Annotated in this window: 16 protein-coding genes; 11 read left to right on the plus strand and 5 right to left on the minus strand. The window is 65.6% G+C overall.

From position 1 onward, the window contains the following. Positions 1-26: 26 nt before the first annotated feature. The 3 genes from C8C93_RS12510 to C8C93_RS12520 are packed head-to-tail and all read right to left on the minus strand — an operon-like array spanning position 27 to position 2,335. Entirely contained in the window at positions 27-1,319 is a 1,293-nt protein-coding gene (locus tag C8C93_RS12510) for a TRAP transporter large permease (protein ID WP_121508776.1), read from the minus strand. A 12-nt stretch (positions 1,320-1,331) separates the two neighbouring features. After that, a complete protein-coding gene (locus C8C93_RS12515) occupies positions 1,332-1,853 on the minus strand; it encodes a TRAP transporter small permease (protein WP_055400231.1) in 522 nt (173 codons plus the stop codon). Next, the gene (locus C8C93_RS12520; RefSeq protein ID WP_121507107.1) at positions 1,850-2,335 is read right to left on the minus strand and encodes a gluconokinase; all 486 of its coding nucleotides are present in this window, start codon (positions 2,333-2,335) and stop codon (positions 1,850-1,852) included. Before C8C93_RS12520 ends, C8C93_RS12515 begins: the two co-directional genes overlap by 4 nt. A 205-nt stretch (positions 2,336-2,540) precedes the next feature. On the opposite strand from C8C93_RS12520, the gene C8C93_RS12525 reads away from it, so the two are divergent. Continuing rightward, the gene (locus tag C8C93_RS12525) at positions 2,541-3,566 is read left to right on the plus strand and encodes a LacI family DNA-binding transcriptional regulator (protein WP_055400227.1); all 1,026 of its coding nucleotides are present in this window, start codon (positions 2,541-2,543) and stop codon (positions 3,564-3,566) included. A 125-nt stretch (positions 3,567-3,691) separates the two neighbouring features. On the opposite strand, the gene C8C93_RS12530 is transcribed toward C8C93_RS12525, so the two are convergent. Further along, positions 3,692-5,353, minus strand: coding sequence for a methyl-accepting chemotaxis protein (locus C8C93_RS12530; RefSeq protein ID WP_121507108.1), 1,662 nt, complete (start codon positions 5,351-5,353; stop codon positions 3,692-3,694). 506 nt (positions 5,354-5,859) lie between these two features. Between C8C93_RS12530 and C8C93_RS12535 the strand changes: the two genes are divergently transcribed. Beyond that, positions 5,860-7,074, plus strand: a complete 1,215-nt coding sequence (locus C8C93_RS12535) for a nitrate/nitrite transporter (RefSeq protein ID WP_121419398.1) — start codon at positions 5,860-5,862, stop codon at positions 7,072-7,074. Between the two features lie 161 nt (positions 7,075-7,235). Here the strand turns inward: C8C93_RS12535 and C8C93_RS12540 are convergent, their stop codons facing one another. Beyond that, positions 7,236-8,999, minus strand: coding sequence for a bifunctional protein-serine/threonine kinase/phosphatase (locus C8C93_RS12540; RefSeq protein WP_121507109.1), 1,764 nt, complete (start codon positions 8,997-8,999; stop codon positions 7,236-7,238). 353 nt (positions 9,000-9,352) lie between these two features. Here C8C93_RS12540 and nirB point away from each other — a divergent pair, with 353 nt between their 5' ends. The 9 genes from nirB (at position 9,353) to C8C93_RS12585 (ending at position 21,121) form a co-directional block, all read left to right on the plus strand. Beyond that, positions 9,353-11,797: a nitrite reductase large subunit NirB gene (gene nirB, locus C8C93_RS12545; protein WP_121507110.1), complete on the plus strand. Its 2,445-nt coding sequence runs from the start codon at positions 9,353-9,355 to the stop codon at positions 11,795-11,797. 28 nt (positions 11,798-11,825) lie between these two features. Then, entirely contained in the window at positions 11,826-12,629 is an 804-nt protein-coding gene (locus C8C93_RS12550; protein WP_121507111.1) for a type IV pili methyl-accepting chemotaxis transducer N-terminal domain-containing protein, read from the plus strand. A 93-nt stretch (positions 12,630-12,722) separates the two neighbouring features. Beyond that, on the plus strand, positions 12,723-13,121 hold the full coding sequence (nirD, locus tag C8C93_RS12555; protein WP_055400217.1) for a nitrite reductase small subunit NirD: 399 nt from the start codon (positions 12,723-12,725) through the stop codon (positions 13,119-13,121). 100 nt (positions 13,122-13,221) lie between these two features. Next, positions 13,222-16,059, plus strand: a complete 2,838-nt coding sequence (locus C8C93_RS12560; RefSeq protein WP_121507112.1) for a nitrate reductase — start codon at positions 13,222-13,224, stop codon at positions 16,057-16,059. 168 nt (positions 16,060-16,227) lie between these two features. Further along, the gene (gene ybiB / locus C8C93_RS12565) at positions 16,228-17,151 is read left to right on the plus strand and encodes a DNA-binding protein YbiB (protein ID WP_121507113.1); all 924 of its coding nucleotides are present in this window, start codon (positions 16,228-16,230) and stop codon (positions 17,149-17,151) included. Further along, complete coding sequence (gene cobA, locus C8C93_RS12570) at positions 17,148-17,999, plus strand: uroporphyrinogen-III C-methyltransferase (protein WP_121507114.1); 852 nt, start codon at positions 17,148-17,150, stop codon at positions 17,997-17,999. Before ybiB ends, cobA begins: the two co-directional genes overlap by 4 nt. 173 nt (positions 18,000-18,172) lie before the next feature. Then, positions 18,173-19,507, plus strand: a complete 1,335-nt coding sequence (locus tag C8C93_RS12575; RefSeq protein ID WP_199727023.1) for a TrkH family potassium uptake protein — start codon at positions 18,173-18,175, stop codon at positions 19,505-19,507. Continuing rightward, positions 19,500-20,171, plus strand: coding sequence for a TrkA family potassium uptake protein (locus tag C8C93_RS12580; protein ID WP_233559363.1), 672 nt, complete (start codon positions 19,500-19,502; stop codon positions 20,169-20,171). The genes C8C93_RS12575 and C8C93_RS12580 overlap by 8 nt, the downstream gene beginning before the upstream one ends. A 194-nt stretch (positions 20,172-20,365) precedes the next feature. Next, the gene (locus C8C93_RS12585) at positions 20,366-21,121 is read left to right on the plus strand and encodes a type IV pili methyl-accepting chemotaxis transducer N-terminal domain-containing protein (protein ID WP_121507117.1); all 756 of its coding nucleotides are present in this window, start codon (positions 20,366-20,368) and stop codon (positions 21,119-21,121) included. Positions 21,122-21,137: the final 16 nt, after the last annotated feature.

Raw genomic sequence — 21,137 nt, forward strand, 5'->3', positions numbered from 1 at the left:
GGGAAAGGAAAAAGAGTGCAGGCAAGTCAGCGCAACCAAACCACAGGCGCAGTCACGATCTGGGGGAACACGACCAGCAGCGCCAGGATCAGCACGTAGGTGAAAAGAAAGGGGTTCACGCCCTTGATCACGCTGTGCATCGAGATGCGCCCCACCCCGGCCACCACGTTGAGCACGGTGCCCACGGGCGGCGTGATGAGGCCGATGGCGCCGTTGAGCACGAACATCAGGCCGAAATACACCGGGTCGATCCCCGCCTTGACGGCGATGGGCAGCATCACGGGCGCAAAGATCAGGATGGTGGGCGTGAGGTCCAGCGCCGTGCCGATGAGCACCAACACGATCATCATCACGGCCATCAACAGGCGCGGGTTCTCCACCAGCGGGCCCAGCCAGCTGGTCAGCACATTGGGCAGGTCGGCCAGCGTGATCATGTAGCTGGCCACCTGGGCGCCTGCGCACAAGAACATCACGATAGAAGTCGTCTTGGCCGCACGCACCAGCACGCCATAGATGTCCGCCAGCTTCATCTCGCGGTGGATGAAAAGTGCCACCGCCAGCGCATAGAACGCGGCCACCACGGCGGCCTCGGTGGGGGTGAAAACCCCCGTCTTCATGCCGCCGATGATGATGAGCGGCATCAGCATGGCCCAGAAGGCGCGTGCCGTGGCGCGCAAGCGGTCCTTGGCGGGCAAGGGTTCGCCCTTGGGCAGATCCAAGCCGCGCAGGACCCAGCGCCAGGCAAAGATAAGGCCCGCGCCCATCATCAAGCCCGGCACGATGCCCGACACAAACAGCGCCGAGATCGAGGTGTTGGTCGTCACGCCATAGATCACGAACGGCATGGACGGCGGAATGATGGGCGCAATGATCCCGCCCGAGGCGATCAGCCCTGCCGAGGTGTTCATCGGGTAGCCCTGCTGGCGCATCATGGGCAGCAGGATGGTGGCCAGCGCGGCCGTGTCGGCCAGGGCCGACCCGCTCATGCTGGCCATCAGCACCGCAGCGCCGATGGCCACATAACCCAGCCCGCCCCGGATATGCCCCACCCATGCCTGCGCCATGTCGATGATGCGACGGCTGATGCCGCCTGAGTTCATCAGCTCACCGGCCAGGATGAAGAACGGCACGGCCAGCAGCGGAAAGCTGTCCACCCCGGCCACGAGGTTCTGCGCGAGCAATTGCGTGTCGAAAAAATCCAGCACCCAGGCCATGCCAGCGCCAGTGAGCACCAGGGCCAGGCCCATGTTCATGCCGGTGCCCATCAGCACCAGCATGCCCAGCGAAAAAACGATAAAAGCCTGCGCTTCGGGTCCCATGGCCATCATCACTTACTCCACCTCGGCGCCGTGACCGAGGTCCAGCGGCTTGCGTTGAATCAACTCGATGACCGCCATCACTCCGATGGCCACCGCGCACAAAAAGGCCGGCAGTGGTAGCAACGCCGCCGGGTAGGCCATGACGACGGAGCGGCTGCCCATGCCCACCACTACCTGCTGCCAGGCGCCCCAGGCCAACATGGCGCTGGCGCTGATCACGAGCAGCCGGATCACGGCCGTCAACAGGCCAAAGGCTACCGGGCGCTTTGCCAACAGGCCCGCCAGACTGGTAAAAGCCATGTGCTCACCGGCGGGGTAGGCCGCTGCGGCGCCGATAAAAACCATCCAGACAAACAGCAGGCGCGACAGCTCTTCGCTGGCCGCCACACCGCTGCCAAAGCCGTAGCGCAGCACCACGTTGATGAACACCGCCACGGCCATCACGCCGAGGCAACTGGCCATCAGCAGCTGGGAGATCCTGGCGAACCGGCTGAGCGACGGCTGCAGTTGCGCTTGTTGTGCAGGGGAATTCATGCAGACTCCTGGGCGGCGATCCAGGCCGAAGCCTGTTGCTGCAGCGTGGCCAGTTCCAACAGCGCATTGAGCCGCAACACGCCCGCCTCGCCCACCGGTGACTCCAGCGTGGCGAACTGGCTGTCCACCAGCGCGCTGGAAAAGAAATGGGTGCCCGCGCGCGCCGCCACACGTTGGCCTGCGTTGGCGCGGTCGATCTCCAGGAACACGAACCGCAACCCCGGACAGGCGCCGCGCAGCCGGTCTCGGTAGGCCTTCTTGAGCGAAGAGCAGGTCAGCACCGCGCCGTGCGGGTGCGCCTGCAGCAATTGCCCCAGCGTGGCCAGCCAGCCCTCGCGGTCTTCGTCGGTCAGGGCAATACCCTGGCGCATCTTTTCGCGACTGGCCGGGCTGTGGTGGTCGTCCCCTTCGATCAGGGGCAGCCCTTCGGCCTGCGCCAGCGCAGCGCCGAGGCTGGACTTGCCACATCCGGCCACACCCATGACCACCAGATAAACCGTTGACGGCAAAACACTCATATTGGTAGCGCTATCCAAGCAATCCGTAAAAAAGGCATCCGCTCCCGGATGCCGCACAAACTGTGGCAAGTTCTTCAACTTCATCCAAAATGGCGGGCATCGCCTTGCTCCATCGCTTGGACAGCGCTATCCTAACCAGATCAATCTCAACCCCCATGAGGGTTAACCCTTGAACAAACCCGAGACAAGACGCCGCTCCAGCGGCCGCATCACGCTGAACGACGTGGCCAAGGCCGCCGAGGTGAGCCCCATCACCGCGTCCCGTGCCCTGCGCGGCGAGCGCGGCGTGGCGCAAGAACTGGTGCAGCGTGTGAAAGACGCCGCCGCACAACTGGGCTACGTGCCCGACCCCGCCGCCCGCGCACTGGCCTCGCAGCGCAGTGTGCAGGTGCCGGTGCTGGTACCGCTGCTGTCCAACGCACTGTTTGTAGACGTGCTGGAGGCCGTGCACCGCACCCTCTTCCCGCACGGCTACCAAGCCCTGATTGGCGTGACGCACTACGACCCGCAGGAAGAAGAGCAGCTACTGCGCACCTACCTGGCCCACCGCCCGGCGGGCCTGCTCGTCACGGGCTTTGACCGCACCGAGGCCGCCCGCCACATGATTGCCACCAGCGGCGTGCCCTGCGTGCACTTGATGGAAATGACGCCCGCACCCGGCGTGTTCTGCGTGGGCTTTTCGCAGCAGGACGCAGGCCACGCGATGACAACCCACCTGCTGTCGCGCGGCCACAAGAACATCGCATTCGTTGCCGCCCAGCTGGACCCACGCACCATGCAGCGCGCCGAAGGCTACCGCCGTTGCCTGCGCGAGGCGGGGATGTACGACCCACGGCTGGAGCTGCTCAGCCCTCAGCCTTCATCCATCCGCCTGGGCGCAGAGCTGCTGGAAGAGGTGCTGCGCACCCGCCCTGGCGTGGACGCCGTGTTCTTCTGCAACGACGACCTCGCGCAGGGTGGTCTGCTGGCCGCCCAGCGTCTGGGTCTGGACGTGCCTGGCCGCGTGGCCATCGCCGGCTTTAACGATCTGGCAGGCAGCGACCAGATGCTGCCGCCGCTGACCACCGTACGCACCCCGCGCTCGGCCATCGGCGAGGCCAGTGCGCAGATGCTGCTGACGCTGATGCGGGGCGAGATGCCGGAGAAAAATTCAGTGAATCTGGGGTTTGAGCTGACAGTGCGGGCAAGTACATAAGCCCCCTGAGCCGCTTCGCGTCTTCCCCCAGGGGGACGCCACCTGTGGCCTTGCGAAGCCGTTCCACGGTGGCACTGGTGATGGCACCGTGCCAGTTTCCAGGACTGCGTGAAATCCCTTGGCGCTCAGAGCGCCGCCAAGGCGCGGCTGGACGACGATGCGCCCTTGCCAGCCTTCATCTCCTTGCGCAACGCCACCGCATCCCGCGCCTGGCTGGGCGCCGACGCATCGATGCGGAACACCTGCACCGTCTCGGTCATCGTCTGCGCCTGCCCGTTGAGCTGCATCGCCGAGGCGGCGTTTTCCTCCACCAGCGCGGCGTTCTGCTGCGTGATGGTGTCCAGTTGCGCCACAGCGGCGTTGACCTGAGAGATGCCGCTGAGCTGTTCGTTGGACGCGCTGTGAATTTCACCGATCAGCGTGTTCACGCGGCGCACCAGCTCCAGCGATTCGGTCATGGTCTTCTGCGCTGCGTCGGTCTTTGCGTGGCCTTCGCTCACCTTGGTGGCCGAGTCGTCGATGAGCTGCCGGATTTCCTTGGCGGCAGAGAGCGTACGGTGCGACAGGCTGCGCACCTCGGAGGCCACCACCGCAAACCCTCGCCCCTGCTCACCCGCACGCGCGGCCTCCACGGCGGCGTTGAGCGCGAGGATATTGGTCTGAAACGCAATGGAGTCGATGAGCTGGGTGATCTCGCTGATGCGGCCGGAGGCAGTCTGGATCTGCTTCATGGTGCTGGCCACGCCGTCCACGGCTTCGCTGCTGCGCTCAGCCACCTGGGTGGCCTGGGTGGCCAGCACGGTGGCTTGGCGGGCCGATTCGGCCGTCTGCTTGACGGTGCCGGTGATTTCCTCCATCGACGCCGCCGTCTGCTCCAGGTTGCTGGCCTGGGCTTCGGTGCGTTCCGACAGGTCCTGGTTGCCCTGCGCGATCTCGCGGGTGGAAAGCTGCATGTGTTCGCTCTCCTGGCGCGCATCGCGCACGATGGACAACAGGTTCACATTGAGCTGGGCCAGCGCCTTTTGCAGCTGACCCACGGTGTCGCTGCGCGACGCCGCAATCTTCTGGGTAAGGTCGCCTGCGGCCATGCGGTTGGCCCAGCGCAGCATCTGCGACAACGGCGCCACGGTGGCCCGGTGCAGGTACACCGCCATGCCCAGGGCCAGCAGCACCACGCCCAGCCAGGCTGCGCCCGCCGCGACGGTCATGGTGTGCCCGCCCAGCAGCGCAGCCCCCCACGACGCGAACACCAGCAGCAGCGTGCACAGCATGATCTTGCCGAGCGGCCCAAGCTGCACTGCGCGGGCCATGCGCCCCCAGAGCGTGTTCTTGACGATCTGCCCCTCGCGCAGCACGTGCACCAGGGTTCCAGCCTGTTTTTCGGCCTGCATCTGGCGGTAGAGCTGGTCGGCGGCCTGTATCTGGTCGCGGGTGGCCTCGGTGCGCACGGACATGTAGCCCGTGGGCTGGTCGCCCTGCATGAGCGGGGTGACGTTGGCCATCACCCAGTAGAAGGTGCCGTCCTTGCGCCGGTTCTTGACCGGGGCCGACCACGGGTTGCCGCTGGCAATGGTCTCCCACATGTCTCGGTAGGCCTCCTCGGGCATGTCGGGGTGTCTGACGATGTTGTGGGGCTGGCCCAGCAGCTCTTCCTTCTCGTACCCGCTGACCTCGATGAACATCGGGTTGCAGTACAGGATGCGGCCCTTGAGATCGGTGGTGGACACCAGGGTCTGGCCTTTGGGGAACGCATATTCCTGCGTGCTGATCGGGAGATTGACGCGCATGGGGACCCTCCTCAGGGAATGCCCCGTCACCCAAGAACCGGGTAACACGGCAACGGATGAACCGAATACATCCTATGTTGAATTTTTATGATTTGAAACACCTAAGTGGCTCTGCTGGTTTGCAACCACCAAATTGGTGCATCGCGCCAAAAAAGTGCATCACACCGGAGCACGCTGCACTAACTTGGACTGGCAGGCAATTTTAACTTCCAACTTGATAGCAAAAAACTCTCGATACGCAAGCGCCAGCTGCCGTTTTTACTCAAACCAAGTGCCATCAGAACTTGGCACATCCTTTGCATGTTCAGCACCACGGTCAACGCTGGCCGTGTGTCAGCCCGGTGCAACGGCGGATTGGGCGAACAAGACGTTGGCGTCTTCATGGAATGTGTGGGGCTTGCAAACAAACCAGCAAGCCCGCGCGGCCCGTGTTGGCGCCTTTTGTTTTTCTGCCCGGTTGTGGGTGTGCTTGCAGCAGCACAGCAGCCTCTTTGCGCTAGATCGCCATGCTTCAATTTCGAGAGTTTCTCAAGTCCGGCCACGCCCCCACGCTGTGGTCGTCCTTTCTGTATTTCGGTTTCTCGTGCGCAGTCTGGGTGATCAACGGTGCCATGGCACCGTTCATCCGCGATGCCTTCCAGCTCACACCGACGCAGATGGGCATGATGCTGTCCATTCCCATCTTTGCGGGCGCCCTCATGCGGTTTCCGCTGGGCATCCTGGCGCAGTACATCGGTCGCAAGAACGCCACGCTGGTCGAGATGGCGGGGATCTTTGTGGCCATGGGCTACGGCTACCTGTTCGTGCATTCGTACAACGACCTGCTCGCCATGGGCATCCTGCTGGGCGTGGCGGGTGCCAGCTTTGGGGTGGCCCTGTCACTGGGCTCGGGCTCGTTCCCGCCGCGCTACAAAGGCCTGGCCATGGGTATCGTGGGCGCCGGCAACGTGGGCACTGCGGTGGCGGCCCTGCTCGCGCCCATGCTGGCGCAGAAGTTTGGCTGGCAGGCCGTGTATGGCTTTGCTGCCGTGAGTGTGGCGATACCCGCGCTGGTGATGGCGGTGTATGCCAAGGAGCCGCCCGACCTGGCACCCCACGCCAGCTTCCGTGAGCACATCGCCTGCCTGTTTGAAAAAGACGGCTGGGCCTTCAGCCTGATCTACGCCGTGACTTTTGGCGGCTTCATTGGCCTGACCACCTTCTTGCCCAGCTACTTTTATGACCAGTTCGGCGTGAGCAAGGTGGCGGCCGGCCAGCTCACGATGATGGCGGCATTTCTGGGCGCGGCCCTGCGCGTGTTTGGTGGCTGGCTGTCGGACCACTGGGGCGGTGTGAACACCCTGACCGGCGTGCTGGCCATCACCGCCGCCAGCATGGTGCTGTGTGGCCTGGCCGAAAAATCACTGCCCGTGACCATGCTGCTGTTCCTGGTGTGTTTTGCGGCCCTGGGGGCAGGCAACGGCGCCCTGTTCCAGCTGGTGCCGCTGCGCTGGCCATTGGCCACGGCGGTGGCAGGCTCGATGATCGGCGAGATCGGCGCGCTGGGCGGCGGCCTCATCCCCAATGGCATGGGCATCTCGCGCCAGTACACCGGCACCTACCTCTGGGGCTTTGTGGGCATTGCGGTGTGTGCGCTGGCCATGCTGGTGCTACTGCGGGTGATGCAGATCCGCTGGACGCGCACGTGGGCGGAGAAGGGTGGGCGTGCGCGCAGCGCATGACCGGCGTAGCCGGTGAGCGCACAAGCGCTCGCCACACTTCCAGCAAAAGGGCACTCGCTCAATGGGCGTCGTGCATGCACGGTCTTTGACCAAAACAAGCCCCAGCGCTTATCTCATAAGCGCTAAAAGCTATGTTTTTAATAGCAAATCGCCGCGAAAGCTCACCGCGGCAAAAACAGCAGCCAATAAATCAACAACACATTCACCAGCACGCTCACGGCCAGAGCGATCTTCCACAGGGCCGTGGCATCGCGCTGCATCAGCGGCTGGGGCCCGGTCGCCGACAGGGGGCGTGAGGCGCCGCGCTCCAGGGCCAGCAGCAGTTCCTCGGCAGTTTCAAAACGCTGGGCGCGGTTGCGGGCCACGGCCTTCAGGGCAATCTGGTCGAGCCAGATCGGCACGCCCGGGTTGTGGCGGCTGGGGGGCACCGGGTCGCGGTGGTAGCGGCCCAGCTGGTACTGCACCACCTCGCCATAGGGCAGGCGCCCGTGGCTGAGCAGCTGGTACAGCGTGACCCCCAGCGCAAACAGGTCGCTGCCCGCGTCGGGCAACTGGCCGGAGGGGTCGCCGCCCTTTTCATAGCCCGGCCACTGCTCCGGGTTCATGTAGCTGGGGGTTCCGGCGTGCAGGCGGCGTGTGGCCTCGGGCTCGCGGCCTGAGAGTGCCACGCCCAGGTCCAGCACACGCAGCACCCCGTCGTCGCCCAGGTGCAGGTTGTCGGGCTTGATGTCGCGGTGCACGACGCCCTGGCGGTGCAGCCAGCCCAGCACGCGCGCGGCCTGCACGGTCACCGTCACAGCCTGCCCCACGGCCAGGTGCTGGCGATGGCGCAGGCGCTGCCCCAGCGTGTCGCCGGAATGCCAGTCGTACAGCAGGTAAAACGCGCTGGCTGCGGCGCCATCGCCAAAGCCGCCGTCCCCCACCGGCCAGTCGTTGAGCCGCGCCAGATGGGCGGCGGCCTGGCCCGACTGCATGCGCCGCGCCACCCAGGCCTCGTGCGCCAGCGTGGCGCGTTCTTCGGCGTCGTGGGCGCGCGCGGGCAGCAGGGTCTTGAGGGCATACAGCCGCTGCGTGGCTCCATCGCGCACCTGGTACAGCCGGTGGATGCCGTTGTCCGCCACGATGGCTGTCACCGTGAGGCCGTCCACGGTGTCGCCCACCTTGAGCAGGGGCAGCACGGGCAGGTCCTGGGCGCGGCGCGATTCGTCTTGCAGCGTGGCCTCCAGCGCGCCCTGCACCCGCACCACCAGCGCGGTCACGTTGTCGCTGCTGCCACGGCGCAGGGCTACCTGCACCAGCTCGTCGGTGAGCGCCTGGGCCGGTATCTCCTGGCGCAGCAGCTGGCGCAGTTCGCGCTCGGGCATGCTGCCGTGCACGCCGTCCGACAGCAGCACAAACAGGTCGCCGCTGCGCAGCTCGCCCTGGCTGTAGTCCACCACCACGTGGTCGTCCAGGCCCATGGCGCGGGTGAGCTGGTGCCTGAGATCGTGCTGCGCCATGACATGGTCGGTGGTCAGCTGCTGCAGGCGGCCCTCGCGCACCAGGTAGGCGCGCGTGTCTCCTACATGGGCCAGCGTGTAGGACTGGCCACACAGCACCAGCGCGGTCAGCGTGGTCAACCCCACCGCAGGCTGGCGGCGCCGGTTCATGGAGGCGAGCCAGCCGTTGTGTGCGGACAGGATGCGGTCCAGCGCCACCGTGGTGTCCCAGGTGTCGGGCGTGGCGAAGTAGTCGTTCACCAGCGTGTTCACTGAAGTCTGGGCGGCCTCGCGGCCATTGCCGCCGGTACTCACGCCGTCGGCGATGGCCGCGATGGCTCCGCGCTCGCGGTCGCGCCCCTGGCCCAGCACGAGCGCGGCGAAGTCTTCGTTCACCTCCTTGCGCCCGGCCTGCGAGGTGTGGCCGAAATCCAGTTCAAAAGTCATGCACCAGCTCCTTGCAGGTTCCGTGCCCAAGGTGGTGCGCCCCGCGCCAGACAAGGGCATGCCCCCGTGGCACCTGCGCAGAGCCGGGGCAGCACTGCACCACCCCCCACACGCGGGCCTCAAAACACCCCCAGAGGCCGCCCCACCTCAGTGCAAATCGACTGGCACAAGCATTGCTTAACTCCAGCAACGACCCCACAGGGTCACGCAATCCACCCGTGCAATGGCGCAGGGGTGGATTGCCCGGACGAAGGCGTCCGCACATGCGGTTTCGACAGGAATTCGAAACGGCATCGTGTGGACGCCTTTTTTGTTTTTCGAATCGCCCAGGCGATAGAACCGACGGAGTCACGATGAAAAAGCTCAAGCTGGTGATGGTAGGAAACGGCATGGCCGGTGTGCGCACGCTGGAAGAGCTGCTCAAGATTGCCCCGGATCTTTACGACATCACGGTGTTTGGGGCCGAGCCTCACCCCAACTACAACCGCATCCTGCTCTCGCCCGTGCTGGCCGGCGAGCAGACCATCGACGAGATCATTCTGAACGATTGGTCCTGGTATGCCGACCATCACATCACGCTGCACACCGGCTTCACCGTGACCGACGTGGACCGCGTGCGCCGCGTGGTCAGCGCCACCAGCAAGGATGGCACGGTGGTCACCGCCGAATACGACCGACTGATCCTCGCCACAGGCTCCAACCCCTTCATCCTGCCCATCCCCGGCAAAGACTTGCAGGGCGTGCTGGCCTACCGCGACATTGCCGACACACAGGCCATGATCGACGCGGCAGCCACCTACAAACACGCCGTGGTCATCGGCGGCGGCCTGCTGGGCCTGGAGGCCGCCAACGGCCTGATGAAGCGCGGCATGCAAGTGAGCGTGGTGCATGTGGGCGACTGGCTGATGGAACGGCAGCTGGACGACGTGGCCGGGAAGATGCTGCAAAAGTCGCTGCAGGAGCGCGGCATGCAGTTCTTGATGAAGGCGCAGACGCAGGAGCTGGTGGGCAACGCCGAAGGCCGCGTGGCCAGCGTGAAGTTCAAGGACGGCACCGAGGTGCCCGCCGACCTGGTGGTGATGGCCGTGGGCATCCGCCCCAACACCGCCCTGGCCGAAAAGATGCGCCTGCACGTGAACCGCGGCATCGTGGTGAGCGACACGCTGCAGACCACCACCGACGCCCGCATCTACGCCGTGGGCGAATGCGCCGCGCACCGGGGCATTGCCTATGGCCTGGTGGCCCCGCTGTTCGAGCAGGGCAAGGTGCTGGCCAACCATTTGGCCGAATTCGGCATCGGCCGCTACCAGGGCTCGCTGACCTCGACCAAGCTCAAGGTCACAGGCATTGACCTTTTCTCGGCGGGAGACTTTCAAGGGGGAGACGACACTGAGGAGATCGTGATGAGCGACCCTTTCGGTGGCGTGTACAAGAAGCTCGTCATCAAGGACGACAAGCTCGTGGGCGCCTGCCTGTATGGCGACACGGTGGACGGCAGCTGGTACTTCAAGCTGCTGCGCGACGGCCGCAGCGTGAGCGACATCCGCGACAAGCTGATGTTTGGCGAATCGCACCTGGGCGACACCGGCCACCAGGGCCAGAGCAAGGCTGCCGCCATGCAGGACAGCGACGAGGTCTGCGGCTGCAACGGCGTGACCAAGGGCGCCATCTGCAAGGCCATCAAGGACAAAGGCCTGTTCACACTGGATGAAGTGCGCAAGCACACGAAGGCCAGCGCCTCGTGTGGCTCGTGCACCGGGCTGGTGGAGCAGATCATCATGTTCACCGCCGGTGGCGACTACAGCGCCACGCCCAAGACCAAGGCCATGTGCGGCTGCACCGACCACGGCCACCAGGCCGTGCGTGACGTGATCCGCGGCAGCAAGCTGGTCAGCATTGCCGAGGTGTTCAAGTTCATGGAATGGAAGACGCCCAACGGCTGCGCCACCTGCCGCCCGGCGGTCAATTACTACCTCATCAGCACCTGGCCGAAAGAAGCCAAGGACGACCCGCAAAGCCGCTTCATCAACGAACGCAGCCACGCCAACATCCAGAAAGACGGCACCTACAGCGTGATCCCCCGCATGTGGGGCGGCGAGACCACGGCCGATGAGTTGCGCCGCATTGCCGATGCGGTGGACAAATACAAGATCCCCACCGTCAAGGTCACGGGCGGCCAGCGTATTGATCTGCTGGGCGTGAAGAAGGAAGACCTGGTCAACGTCTGGAAGGACATCGGCATGCCCAGCGGCCACGCCTACGCCAAGGCCCTGCGCACCGTGAAGACCTGCGTGGGCAGCGAGTGGTGCCGCATGGGCACACAAGACAGCACCCAGATGGGCAAGGATCTAGAGCGCGCCATGTGGCGCATGTATGCGCCGCACAAGGTGAAGTTTGCGGTGAGCGGCTGCCCCCGCAACTGCGCCGAGGCGGGCATCAAGGACGTGGGCATCATCGGCGTGGACAGCGGCTGGGAGATGTACGTGGCGGGCAACGGCGGCATCAAGACCGAGGTGGCGCACTTCTTCACCAAGCTCAAAACCGCCGAGGAAGTGCTGGAGTACACCGGCGCCTTCTGCGAGCTGTACCGCCAGGAAGGCTGGTACCTGGAGCGCACCGTGCACTACGTGAACCGTGTGGGCCTGGACTATGTGAAGAAGCGCATTTTGGAAGACCACGAAGGCCGCAAGGCGCTGTGGGAGCAGCTGCAGTTTGCGCTGGACGGCGAGCCCGATCCCTGGTTCGACTTTGACAAGGCGGCCGTGGACACACGCCAGTTCGCGCCCTTGAGCGCCTGATCGCCCCAAGTCCGGAGAGACCCCCACCATGCACCGCAGAACCCTTTTGACCGCCGCCAGCTGCGCCGCTGCGTGCAGCGCCCTCGCCCCGCGGGGCAGCGCCCACGCCCAGGTCACCGACCTCAACGACGCCATCAACAAGGCCGGGCGCCAGCGCATGCTGAGCCAGCGTGTGGGCAAGGCCTGGCTGGCCCTGGCCCACAAGGCCGACACGCCCACGGCACGCCAGGTGATGGAGCAGTCCATCGCGCTGTTCGAGCGCCAGCTGGTGGAACTCAAGGCCTATGCGCCCTCGCCCACCATCCGCGAAACGTACACCAAGCTGGAAACCGCGTGGGCCGCCCACAAGACCACGCTGGCTGCCGCCACATCGTCCACCGACAATGCCAGCGCCATGCTGCAGGCCGATGCCAAGGTGCTGGCCCTGGCCCATCTGGGCACCACGCAGTACGAGGCAGCCTCGGGCAAGCCCGTGGGCCACCTGGTGAACATTGCAGGCCGTCAGCGCATGCTGAGCCAGCGCATGGCCAAGTTCTACCTGGCCGCCATGCTGCCGGTGGACGCGTCCACCGCCACCACCGAAATCGCCAAGGCCCGCAGTGAATTCATCGCAGCCACTGAGCTGCTGCGCAATGCCCCCCAGGCCACCAACCGCATCCGCCAGGAACTGCAGCTGGCCGACGGCCAGTGGGTGTTTTTTGACGCTGCGCTGCAGCGCATGCAGGGCGGCGGCAACGTGAACCGCCAAGTGGCCGAGGTGTACGTGGCCAGCGAAAACCTGCTCTCCAGCATGGACCGCGTGACCGGCATGTATGCGGCGCTGGCGGCCTGAGCCCACCCGAGGCTTCCTCAAAAAATAACGAGCCGCCCCACGATGACCCTGGCAGGCTCGCCGACAACATCCAAAGACACCGAAGGAACCACGATGACCACAACCCCCACCCCGCAATGGAAGCTGATCTGCCGCGTGGACGACATCCCCGTGCTGGGCTCGCGCCGTGTGGCGCGCCCGCAGGGCCTGGATGTGGCCGTGTTCCGCAACGACGCCGGGGGCGTGTTCGCACTGCTCGACCGTTGCCCTCACAAGGGCGGCCCGCTGTCGCAGGGCATTGTGTTTGGCACGCAGGTGGCGTGCCCGCTGCACAACTGGACGATTGGGTTGTGCGACGGGCAGGCATCGGCTCCCGACGAAGGCTGCACGCCCAAGTTCGCCGTGAAGGTGGAAGATGGCGCGGTGTATCTGGATGCCCTGGAGCTGGACGAGCATGCGGTCGATTTGACGCGCCCCGTAGCAGGGCCGGCGCGGCGCGGCCTGGCGGCCTGATCATCCCGCAACGTCCATCGAACACCAAAGCTATTAAATACATAGCTATCAGCGCCTCTCCATCAAGCGCTAGAGCCCAAAAACATCTGGAATCCACGCCATGCAAGAAACGAAATCCACCTGCCCCTACTGTGGCGTAGGCTGCGGCGTGATCATCGAATCCGATGGCGCGCAGATCACCGGCGTGCGCGGCGACCCCACCCACCCCGCCAACTTTGGCCGCCTGTGCACCAAGGGCTCGACCCTGCACCTCACGGCCAGCAGCCCCATCACGCTGCAGACCCGCTTGCTACAGCCCCTGCACCGCGCGCAACGCAGCGATGCTCCCCAGCCCCTGCCATGGGACGCCGCGCTGAACCTGGCCACCGAAAAATTCGCAAACACCATCCAGAACCACGGCCCCGATGCCGTAGGTTTTTACGTGAGCGGCCAATTGCTCACCGAGGACTACTACGTCTTCAACAAGCTGGCCAAGGGCCTGATCGGCACCAACAACATCGACACCAACTCGCGCCTGTGCATGAGCAGCGCCGTGGCGGGCTACAAGCAGACCCTGGGGGCCGACGCGCCGCCCGCCTGCTACGACGACGTGAAACACGCGCAGTGCCTGTTCATCGTGGGCAGCAACGCGGCCTGGGCACACCCCATCTTGTTCCGCCGCATCGAAGACGCGCGCGCCAGCAACCCCGGCATGAAGGTCATCGTGGCCGACCCGCGCCGCACCGACACGGCCGGCATGGCCGACCTGTTCCTGCCCATCCAGCCCGGCAGCGACGTGATGCTGTTCAACGGCATGCTGCACCTGATGCTGTGGGAGGGTTGGACGGACGCCGAATACATCGCTGCGCACACCACGGGCTTTGACGAGCTCAAGGCCCTGGTGCGCGACTACACACCCGAACGCGTGGCGCAGACCTGCGGTATCAGCGTGGCCGACCTGACCACCGCCGCCAAGTGGTTTGCGCAGTCCAAAGCCACGCTCAGCCTGTACTGCCAGGGCCTGAACCAGAGCAGCAGCGGCACGGCCAAGAACGCAGCGCTCATCAACCTGCACTTGGCCACCGCACAGATCGGCAAGCCCGGCGCGGGCCCGTTCAGCCTGACCGGCCAGCCCAACGCCATGGGCGGGCGCGAAGTGGGTGGCCTGGCCAATCTACTCAGCGCCCACCGCGACCTGGCCAACCCGCAGCACCGCGCCGAAGTGGCCGCGCTCTGGGGCGTGGCCGATGTGCCCAGCAAGCCGGGCAAGACGGCCGTGGAGATGTTCCAGGCCGCCGCCGACGGCGAGATCAAGGCCCTGTGGATTGCCTGCACCAACCCCGCGCAAAGCATGCCCGACCAGGCCACCGTGCGCCGCGCACTGCAGCGCGCCGAGTTTGTGGTGGTGCAAGAAGCCTTTGCCACCGCCGCCACCTGTGCCTATGCCGACCTGCTGCTTCCCGCCACCACCTGGGGCGAGAAGACTGGCACGGTGACCAACAGCGAACGCCGCATCTCGCGCGTGCGCACTGCCGTGTCCGCACCGGGCGAGGCCCGCCACGACTGGGCCATTGCGGTGCAGTTTGCGCACCAGCTGGAGGCCCGCCTGCGCCCCGGCCAGCCCACGCTGTTCCCCTACACCACTGACGACGCCGACCAAGGCGCCGAAACTGTGTGGAATGAGCACCGCGAGAGCACCCGCGGACGCGACCTGGACATCACCGGTCTGTCGTGGGAGACGCTCGAATCTGCAGGCCCCCAACAGTGGCCATTGCCTGAGGGATCCACCACGGGCAAGGCCCGCCTGTACGAAGACGGCGTGTTCCCCACCCCCGATGGCCGCGCCCGTTTTGCCGCGCACGCCTGGCAACCCACGGCCGAGCAGCGCGAGTCGCGTTACCCCTTCAGCCTGACCACCGGCCGCCTGCGCGACCAGTGGCACGGCATGACGCGCACCGGCACACTGGGCCGCCTGTTCGGCCATGTGGCCGAGCCCAGTGTGCAATTGCACCCGCAAGACATGGAGCGGCGCGGCCTGAAAAATGGCGACCTGGTCTATGTGACGAGCAAGCGCGGCACCATCGTGGTGCCCGCGCAGGCCGACACCACGGTGGGCCTGTCGCAGGCTTTCATGGCCATGCACTGGGGCAGCGAATTTTTGAGCGGCTGCTCGTCCACCGGCGAGCGCTTGGCGGGCGTGAACGCGCTCACCACCTCGGCGTATTGCCCCACCTCCAAGCAACCCGAGCTCAAGCACGCGGCCGTCAAGGTGCTCAAGGCCGAGCTGCCCTGGACGCTGCTGGCCATGGCCTGGCTGCCCGCCGACAGCGCCCAGGCCACGCGCGAGGCGCTGTCCGCGCTGATGGCGCAGTTTCCGTTTGCGAGCTGCGTGCCCTTCAGCAACAACACACCGCTGGGCGAACCCGGCCGTGAGCGCGTGGGCGTGCTGCTGCGCGCCGCCGCGCACGAGGCACCGCCCGACGCCACCGTGGAGCGCATCGAATCCCTGATGGGCCTGACTGGCGCCGACACGCTGCGCTATGCCGACAAGAAACGCGGCCAGCGCCGCGCCGCGCGGCTGGCTCGCCATGGGGACACCACCACGCTCGAAGGCATCGTGCTCGCGGGCGACACCAGCGCCGAGGGCTGGCTCAAGACCCTGCTGCAGGAAGAACTGCCCGCACAGACTTATGGCCGCCTGCTGCTCGTGCCCGGCGCCAAAGCACCCGTGGCCGTGCAGTCGCGCGGAAAATCGGTGTGCACCTGCTTCAACGTGACGGATGCGGCCATCACCGCCGAGCTGGCGCACTGCCACGGAACCGACGACGACCGCCTGGCGCAACTACAGGGCAAGCTGCGCTGCGGCACCAACTGCGGCTCGTGCCTGCCCGAACTCAAGCGCATGGTGCGCGCCACGGGGCCACTGGCGTCCAAGCCCCTGGCGCAGGCCACCATATAACCAAAAGTTCTCTGGGTTGCGAGAAAATAGCCTTCAAACCAACAAACCCCACCAGGACTTGTGCAACAGGGCTGCAGCCAGGCGCTTTCGGCACAGACAGTACGCCTGTACGGCAAGCCGAAACAACGACGCTGAAGCCCTGTTTCACAAGTCCCGCCACCAAAGACCATGGCCATCGCCCAGTACATCAAGGAAATCGGCCGCGGCGCGCGCGGCGCCAAGCCACTGTCGCGCGAGCAGGCCACCGACCTGTTCGGCCAGGTGCTGGACGGGCAGGTGAGCGACCTGGAGATCGGCGCGTTCTGCCTGGCCATGCGCATCAAGGGGGAGACGTCCGAAGAGATGTGCGGCTTTCTGGATGCCACGCACCAGCGCCTGGCCCTGCTGCCCGCCACCGACCGCCCGCTCATCGTGCTGCCCAGCTACAACGGCGCGCGCAAGCTGCCGGTGCTGACGCCGCTGCTGGCGCTGCTGCTGGCGCGCGAGGGGCTGCCCGTGCTGCTGCACGGCATGCGCACCGAGGCGCGGCGCATTTTGGCATCCGATGTGCTTCTAGCGCTTGATGTACCTGCGCTAACAGCTCCTGAAAAAATAGCAAATGGCACCGTGCGCCATATCCACACCCAGCATCTGCACGCAGGCCTGGCGCGCCTGCTCTCTGTGCGCGAGGTGGTGGGCTTGCGCAACCCGGGGCACAGCGTGGTCAAGCTGATGAGCCCGTGCGCGGGGCCGTCGGTGGTGGTCACTGCGTACACACACCCTGAATATTTCGAGATGCTGCAGACCACCTTTCGCACACTGGGCGTGAGTGCGCTGCTCTCGCGCGGGCTGGAGGGCGAGGTCGCTACTGATCCGCGCCGCACACCGCGATACGACGGTTTTGTGCACGGCGTGCACGCGGTGCTGGAATCACAGCAGCCCGGGACCGCCAGCGAGGTGCCCGGCTTACCCACCGAGATCGACGTGGCCACAACGGCCACTTACACCCGCTGCGTGCTGGCGGGCGAGTTGCCGATTCCGCCTGCGATTGAGCGCCAGGTGGAACATATCTTGCGACTTGCGGAACAAACCAATTCGGAGACATCCCCATGAGCCGCCCCACCCACACCAACACCCTGCCCCCTTCCAAGCCCCACCTCGGAACGGGAGGCAGCTGCACGCTGGTGGGCGCTGGCCCCGGCGATCCGGAACTGCTCACCATCAAGGCGCTCAAGGCCATCCAGGCCGCCACCGTGCTGCTGGTGGATGACCTGGTGAGCGACGCCATCGTGGCGCACGCGTCGCCCACGGCCCGCATCGTCTACGTGGGCAAACGCGGCGGCTGCAAGAGCACGCCGCAGGCCTTCATCGAGAAGCTGATGCTGATGGCGGTGAACGAGGGCGAGAACGTAGTGCGGCTCAAGGGCGGCGACCCGTTCATCTTTGGCCGGGGTGGTGAAGAAGTGGAGCACCTGCGCGCGGCAGGCGTGCCGGTCACCGTCATCAACGGCATCACAGCGGGCCTGGCGGGCCTGACCTCGCTGGGCGCGCCGCTCACCCACCGCGAGCATGCCCACGGCGTGGTGTTCGTCACCGGCCACGCCAAGCCCGGCGATGCGGGCACCGACTGGCGCCAACTGGCCGCCACGGCCCGCGACGCCAAGCTCACGCTCGTGATCTACATGGGCGTGAGCGGCGCCGCCACCATCGAGCAGGAACTGCTCACCGGCCTGCCCGCCAGCACACCCGTGGCCATCATCCAGCACGCCAGCCTGCCCCATCAGCGCCACGCGGTCACCACATTGGGAGCCCTGCACGCCACCATCACGCGCGACGGGCTCGCCAGCCCCTCGGTGATCGTTGTGGGGGATGTGGTGCGGGGTGTGGCGCTGGCGTCGCAGGACGCGATGCATTCCACGTCTGAAAAATCCGAAGCACCCCGGGCGCGGCGCGCTGTCTGACGACGTGGGGGTGCCTGCGGCTCTGCGCAGCACCGGCCGCCTCCACAGCGCCGCAGCAGGCGAGCGATCTATCCAAAGCTGATAGCATCGCCGCGCGCAGACTCTGGAGAGAGTCTTCGCCAAGCCCCGACCCTCACGGGCCGCGCATTGTTGCCACCCGCCCAGGAATTCGTTTGAACCAACGTGTCGTGCACCCCGCAGCGGTTCTGGTGCTGTCTTTTCTGACCGTCATCGCTGCCGGCACGGTCTTGCTCATGCTGCCGCTCTCGCACGCCCAGGGGCAGAGCGCGCCATTTCTCACGGCATTGTTCACCGCCACCTCTGCCGTGTGCGTGACAGGGCTGGTCGTGGTGGACACCGGCACCTATTGGAGCGGCACGGGCCAGGCCCTCATCATGAGCCTGTTTCAGCTGGGCGGCTTCGGCATGATGACGTCGGCGACGCTGATGGGGCTGCTCATCAGCGGGCAAATGCGCATACGCACCCGGCTGCTGCTGCAGGCAGAGACCCATTCGCTGGCGCTGGGAGACGTAAAGAACGTTGCCAAGATCGTGCTCCAAGTGACGGTTGCCGTCGAGCTGCTGATGGCGCTGGCCCTGGGCCTGCGGTTCGCACTGGGCTATGGCATGCCCTGGGGAGAGGCTGCCTGGCAAGGCATGTTCCACTCCATATCGGCCTTCAACAATGCGGGCTTTTCGACCTGGGCAGACAGCGTGGTGCGGTTCTCGTCCGATATGCTGGTGCTGGCTCCGCTGATGCTGGCGATCATCATCGGAGGCCTGGGGTTTCCTGTGCTGCACGAGCTGCTGGCCGAACGCGGACGCAAACGCCCACTGTGGTCCATGCACACCGCCCTCACGGTGTGGGGCTCGCTGGCGTTGATCGCACTGGGCACGGTGGTGATCTTTCTGGCCGAGTTCGACAATCCGGGAACGCTGGGGCCCATGGGCTGGGCGCACAAGGGGCTGGTGGCACTGTTCACCTCGGTATCGGCACGCACGGCAGGGTTCAATGCAGTCGATATCGGAGCGCTGAGCACCGAATCACTGGCGCTGCACTACATCCTCATGTTCATCGGCGGGGGCAGCGCGGGCACCGCCGGGGGCGTCAAGGTGACCACGTTTTTTGTGTTGGTACTGGTGGTGTGGAACGAAATCCGTGGGCACCGCGACGTCGAGTTTCGCGGCCGTCGCATCGCCGATTCGGTGCAACGCCAGGCCATCACCATCTTGGTGCTCAGCGCGGCCGTGGTGGGACTGGCCATTTTGCTCATCTTGCCGCTCACGCCGCTACCGCTGGAAAAAGTGCTGTTCGAAGTGATTTCAGCGTTCGGCACCGTGGGGCTGTCTACGGGCATCACCGCCGACCTGGTGCCGGGGGCGCAGGCCATCATCATTGCGCTCATGTTCATTGGGCGCGTGGGCGTGGTCACCCTGGCCGTGGCCCTGGCCACCAACCAGATGCGCCGCAACTACCGTTACCCCGAGGAGAAACCCATTGTTGGATAAAGCCGTAAAGAACCTGTCGGGCAGCGTGGTGGTGATTGGCCTGGGCCGCTTTGGCACCGGGGTTGCCAAATCACTGGTGGAGCTGGGCCACGACGTGCTGGCCATCGAGAGCGATGCCGAGACGGTGCAGTCGCTGGCGAGCGTGCTACCCCATGTGGTGCAGGCCGACGCCACCGACCTGGAAACCCTGCGCCAGCTGGCCGTGCCCGACTTTGCGCATGCGGTGGTGAGCATCGGCGGCAACCTGGAGGCGAGCGTGCTCACCATCCTGAACCTGAGCCAGCTGGGGCTCAAGGACATCTGGGCCAAGGCCATTGACCCCCAGCACGGCCGCATTGCCGAGCGGGTGGGTGCGCACCATGTCGTCTACCCCGAGGCGGACATGGGCGAGCGCGTGGCGCACTTGGTCACCGGCAAGATGATCGACTTCATCGAGTTTGACGACGGCTTTGCCATTGCCAAAACCCGGGCGCCGATGGAGACACACAACAAGCCATTGTCCCAGTCCGACGTGCGCAAACGCCATGGCATTACGGTGGTGGGCATCAAACGCCGCCACCTCGACTTCATCTACGCAAAGGCAGAAACCGAAATCAAACCGGGCGACCACCTCATCGTGGCAGGCCCCACGCGCATGGTGGAGCGCTTCGCAGCGTTGTACTGAGCGCCCAGCGCCGCACCGCACGCGCCCTTCCCTGCCGCCAACGTGCCAGAGCACCTTGCGCGGCTGGTAGCGGGCGCGGGCCAAACCTCGTCAGTGCGTCTGCATCCATCGCATCGAAAACGGCTGCGACCGTGACACTGGCCCGGGTATTGCTTGACCAGATGTATCTGAATGCAATCAGCACAAGGAACACCATGGCAGCCTTCCCCATCTCCACCCGCAACGGCATGGCCACTTCCTCAATGCCAGCTTCGACGTCCTTTTCGCCCCCCTCTTCGACGCTGTCTTTGGCGCCCAAGGCCGGGTCTTCAACCGGCCGTGACGGCGAGATGTCGCTGGTCAACCTGGCGGCACGCCAGCGCATGCTGTCGCAGCGCATGGTGTTGCAGACGGTGCTGGCCGCACGCGGCAGCGATCTGCACATGAAGGCGGCGCGCAGCTCATTGACGCTGTTCACCGACAGCCAAGCCAAGCTGGTAGACACTGCCGGTCACTTGGATGCCGCCAACGGCGACATCATCCGCAAGACCTACCACGGCCCCAACGGCGTTGGCGCCACGATTGATGCGTTTGCACAGCAGGTGGGCACCACGCTGGACCTGGCAGAGCGCCACAGCCCGCGTGTGGAAGACGCGCTGGCGCGGCTGGTGGAGTCCACCGACAGTGCACTGGAGGCCTTGAATACCGCCACCACCGCGTTCGATCAAGTGGGCAAGGCCAAGTCCGAAACCCTCATGAAAGAACTGGCGGGCATCGTGGCCTCCATCCAGACCGTGGCCCGCGAGGCCAAGGTGGTCAGCTTCAATGCCCAGGTCATGGCCGCCCGCGCAGGCCAGCACGGACGGGAATTTGCGGTGGTGGCCAACGTACTGTCGGGTATCACCAACGAAATAGACGGCCTTTCGCTACAGGCAGTATCGCTTGCTGGACGCAGCCGTGGCGCAGCCTGAAAAGGGCGCAACAGGC

Origin of the sequence: Acidovorax sp. 93 (assembly GCF_003633835.1) — a bacterium.
Taxonomy (GTDB): Bacteria; Pseudomonadota; Gammaproteobacteria; order Burkholderiales; family Burkholderiaceae_C; genus Acidovorax; species Acidovorax facilis.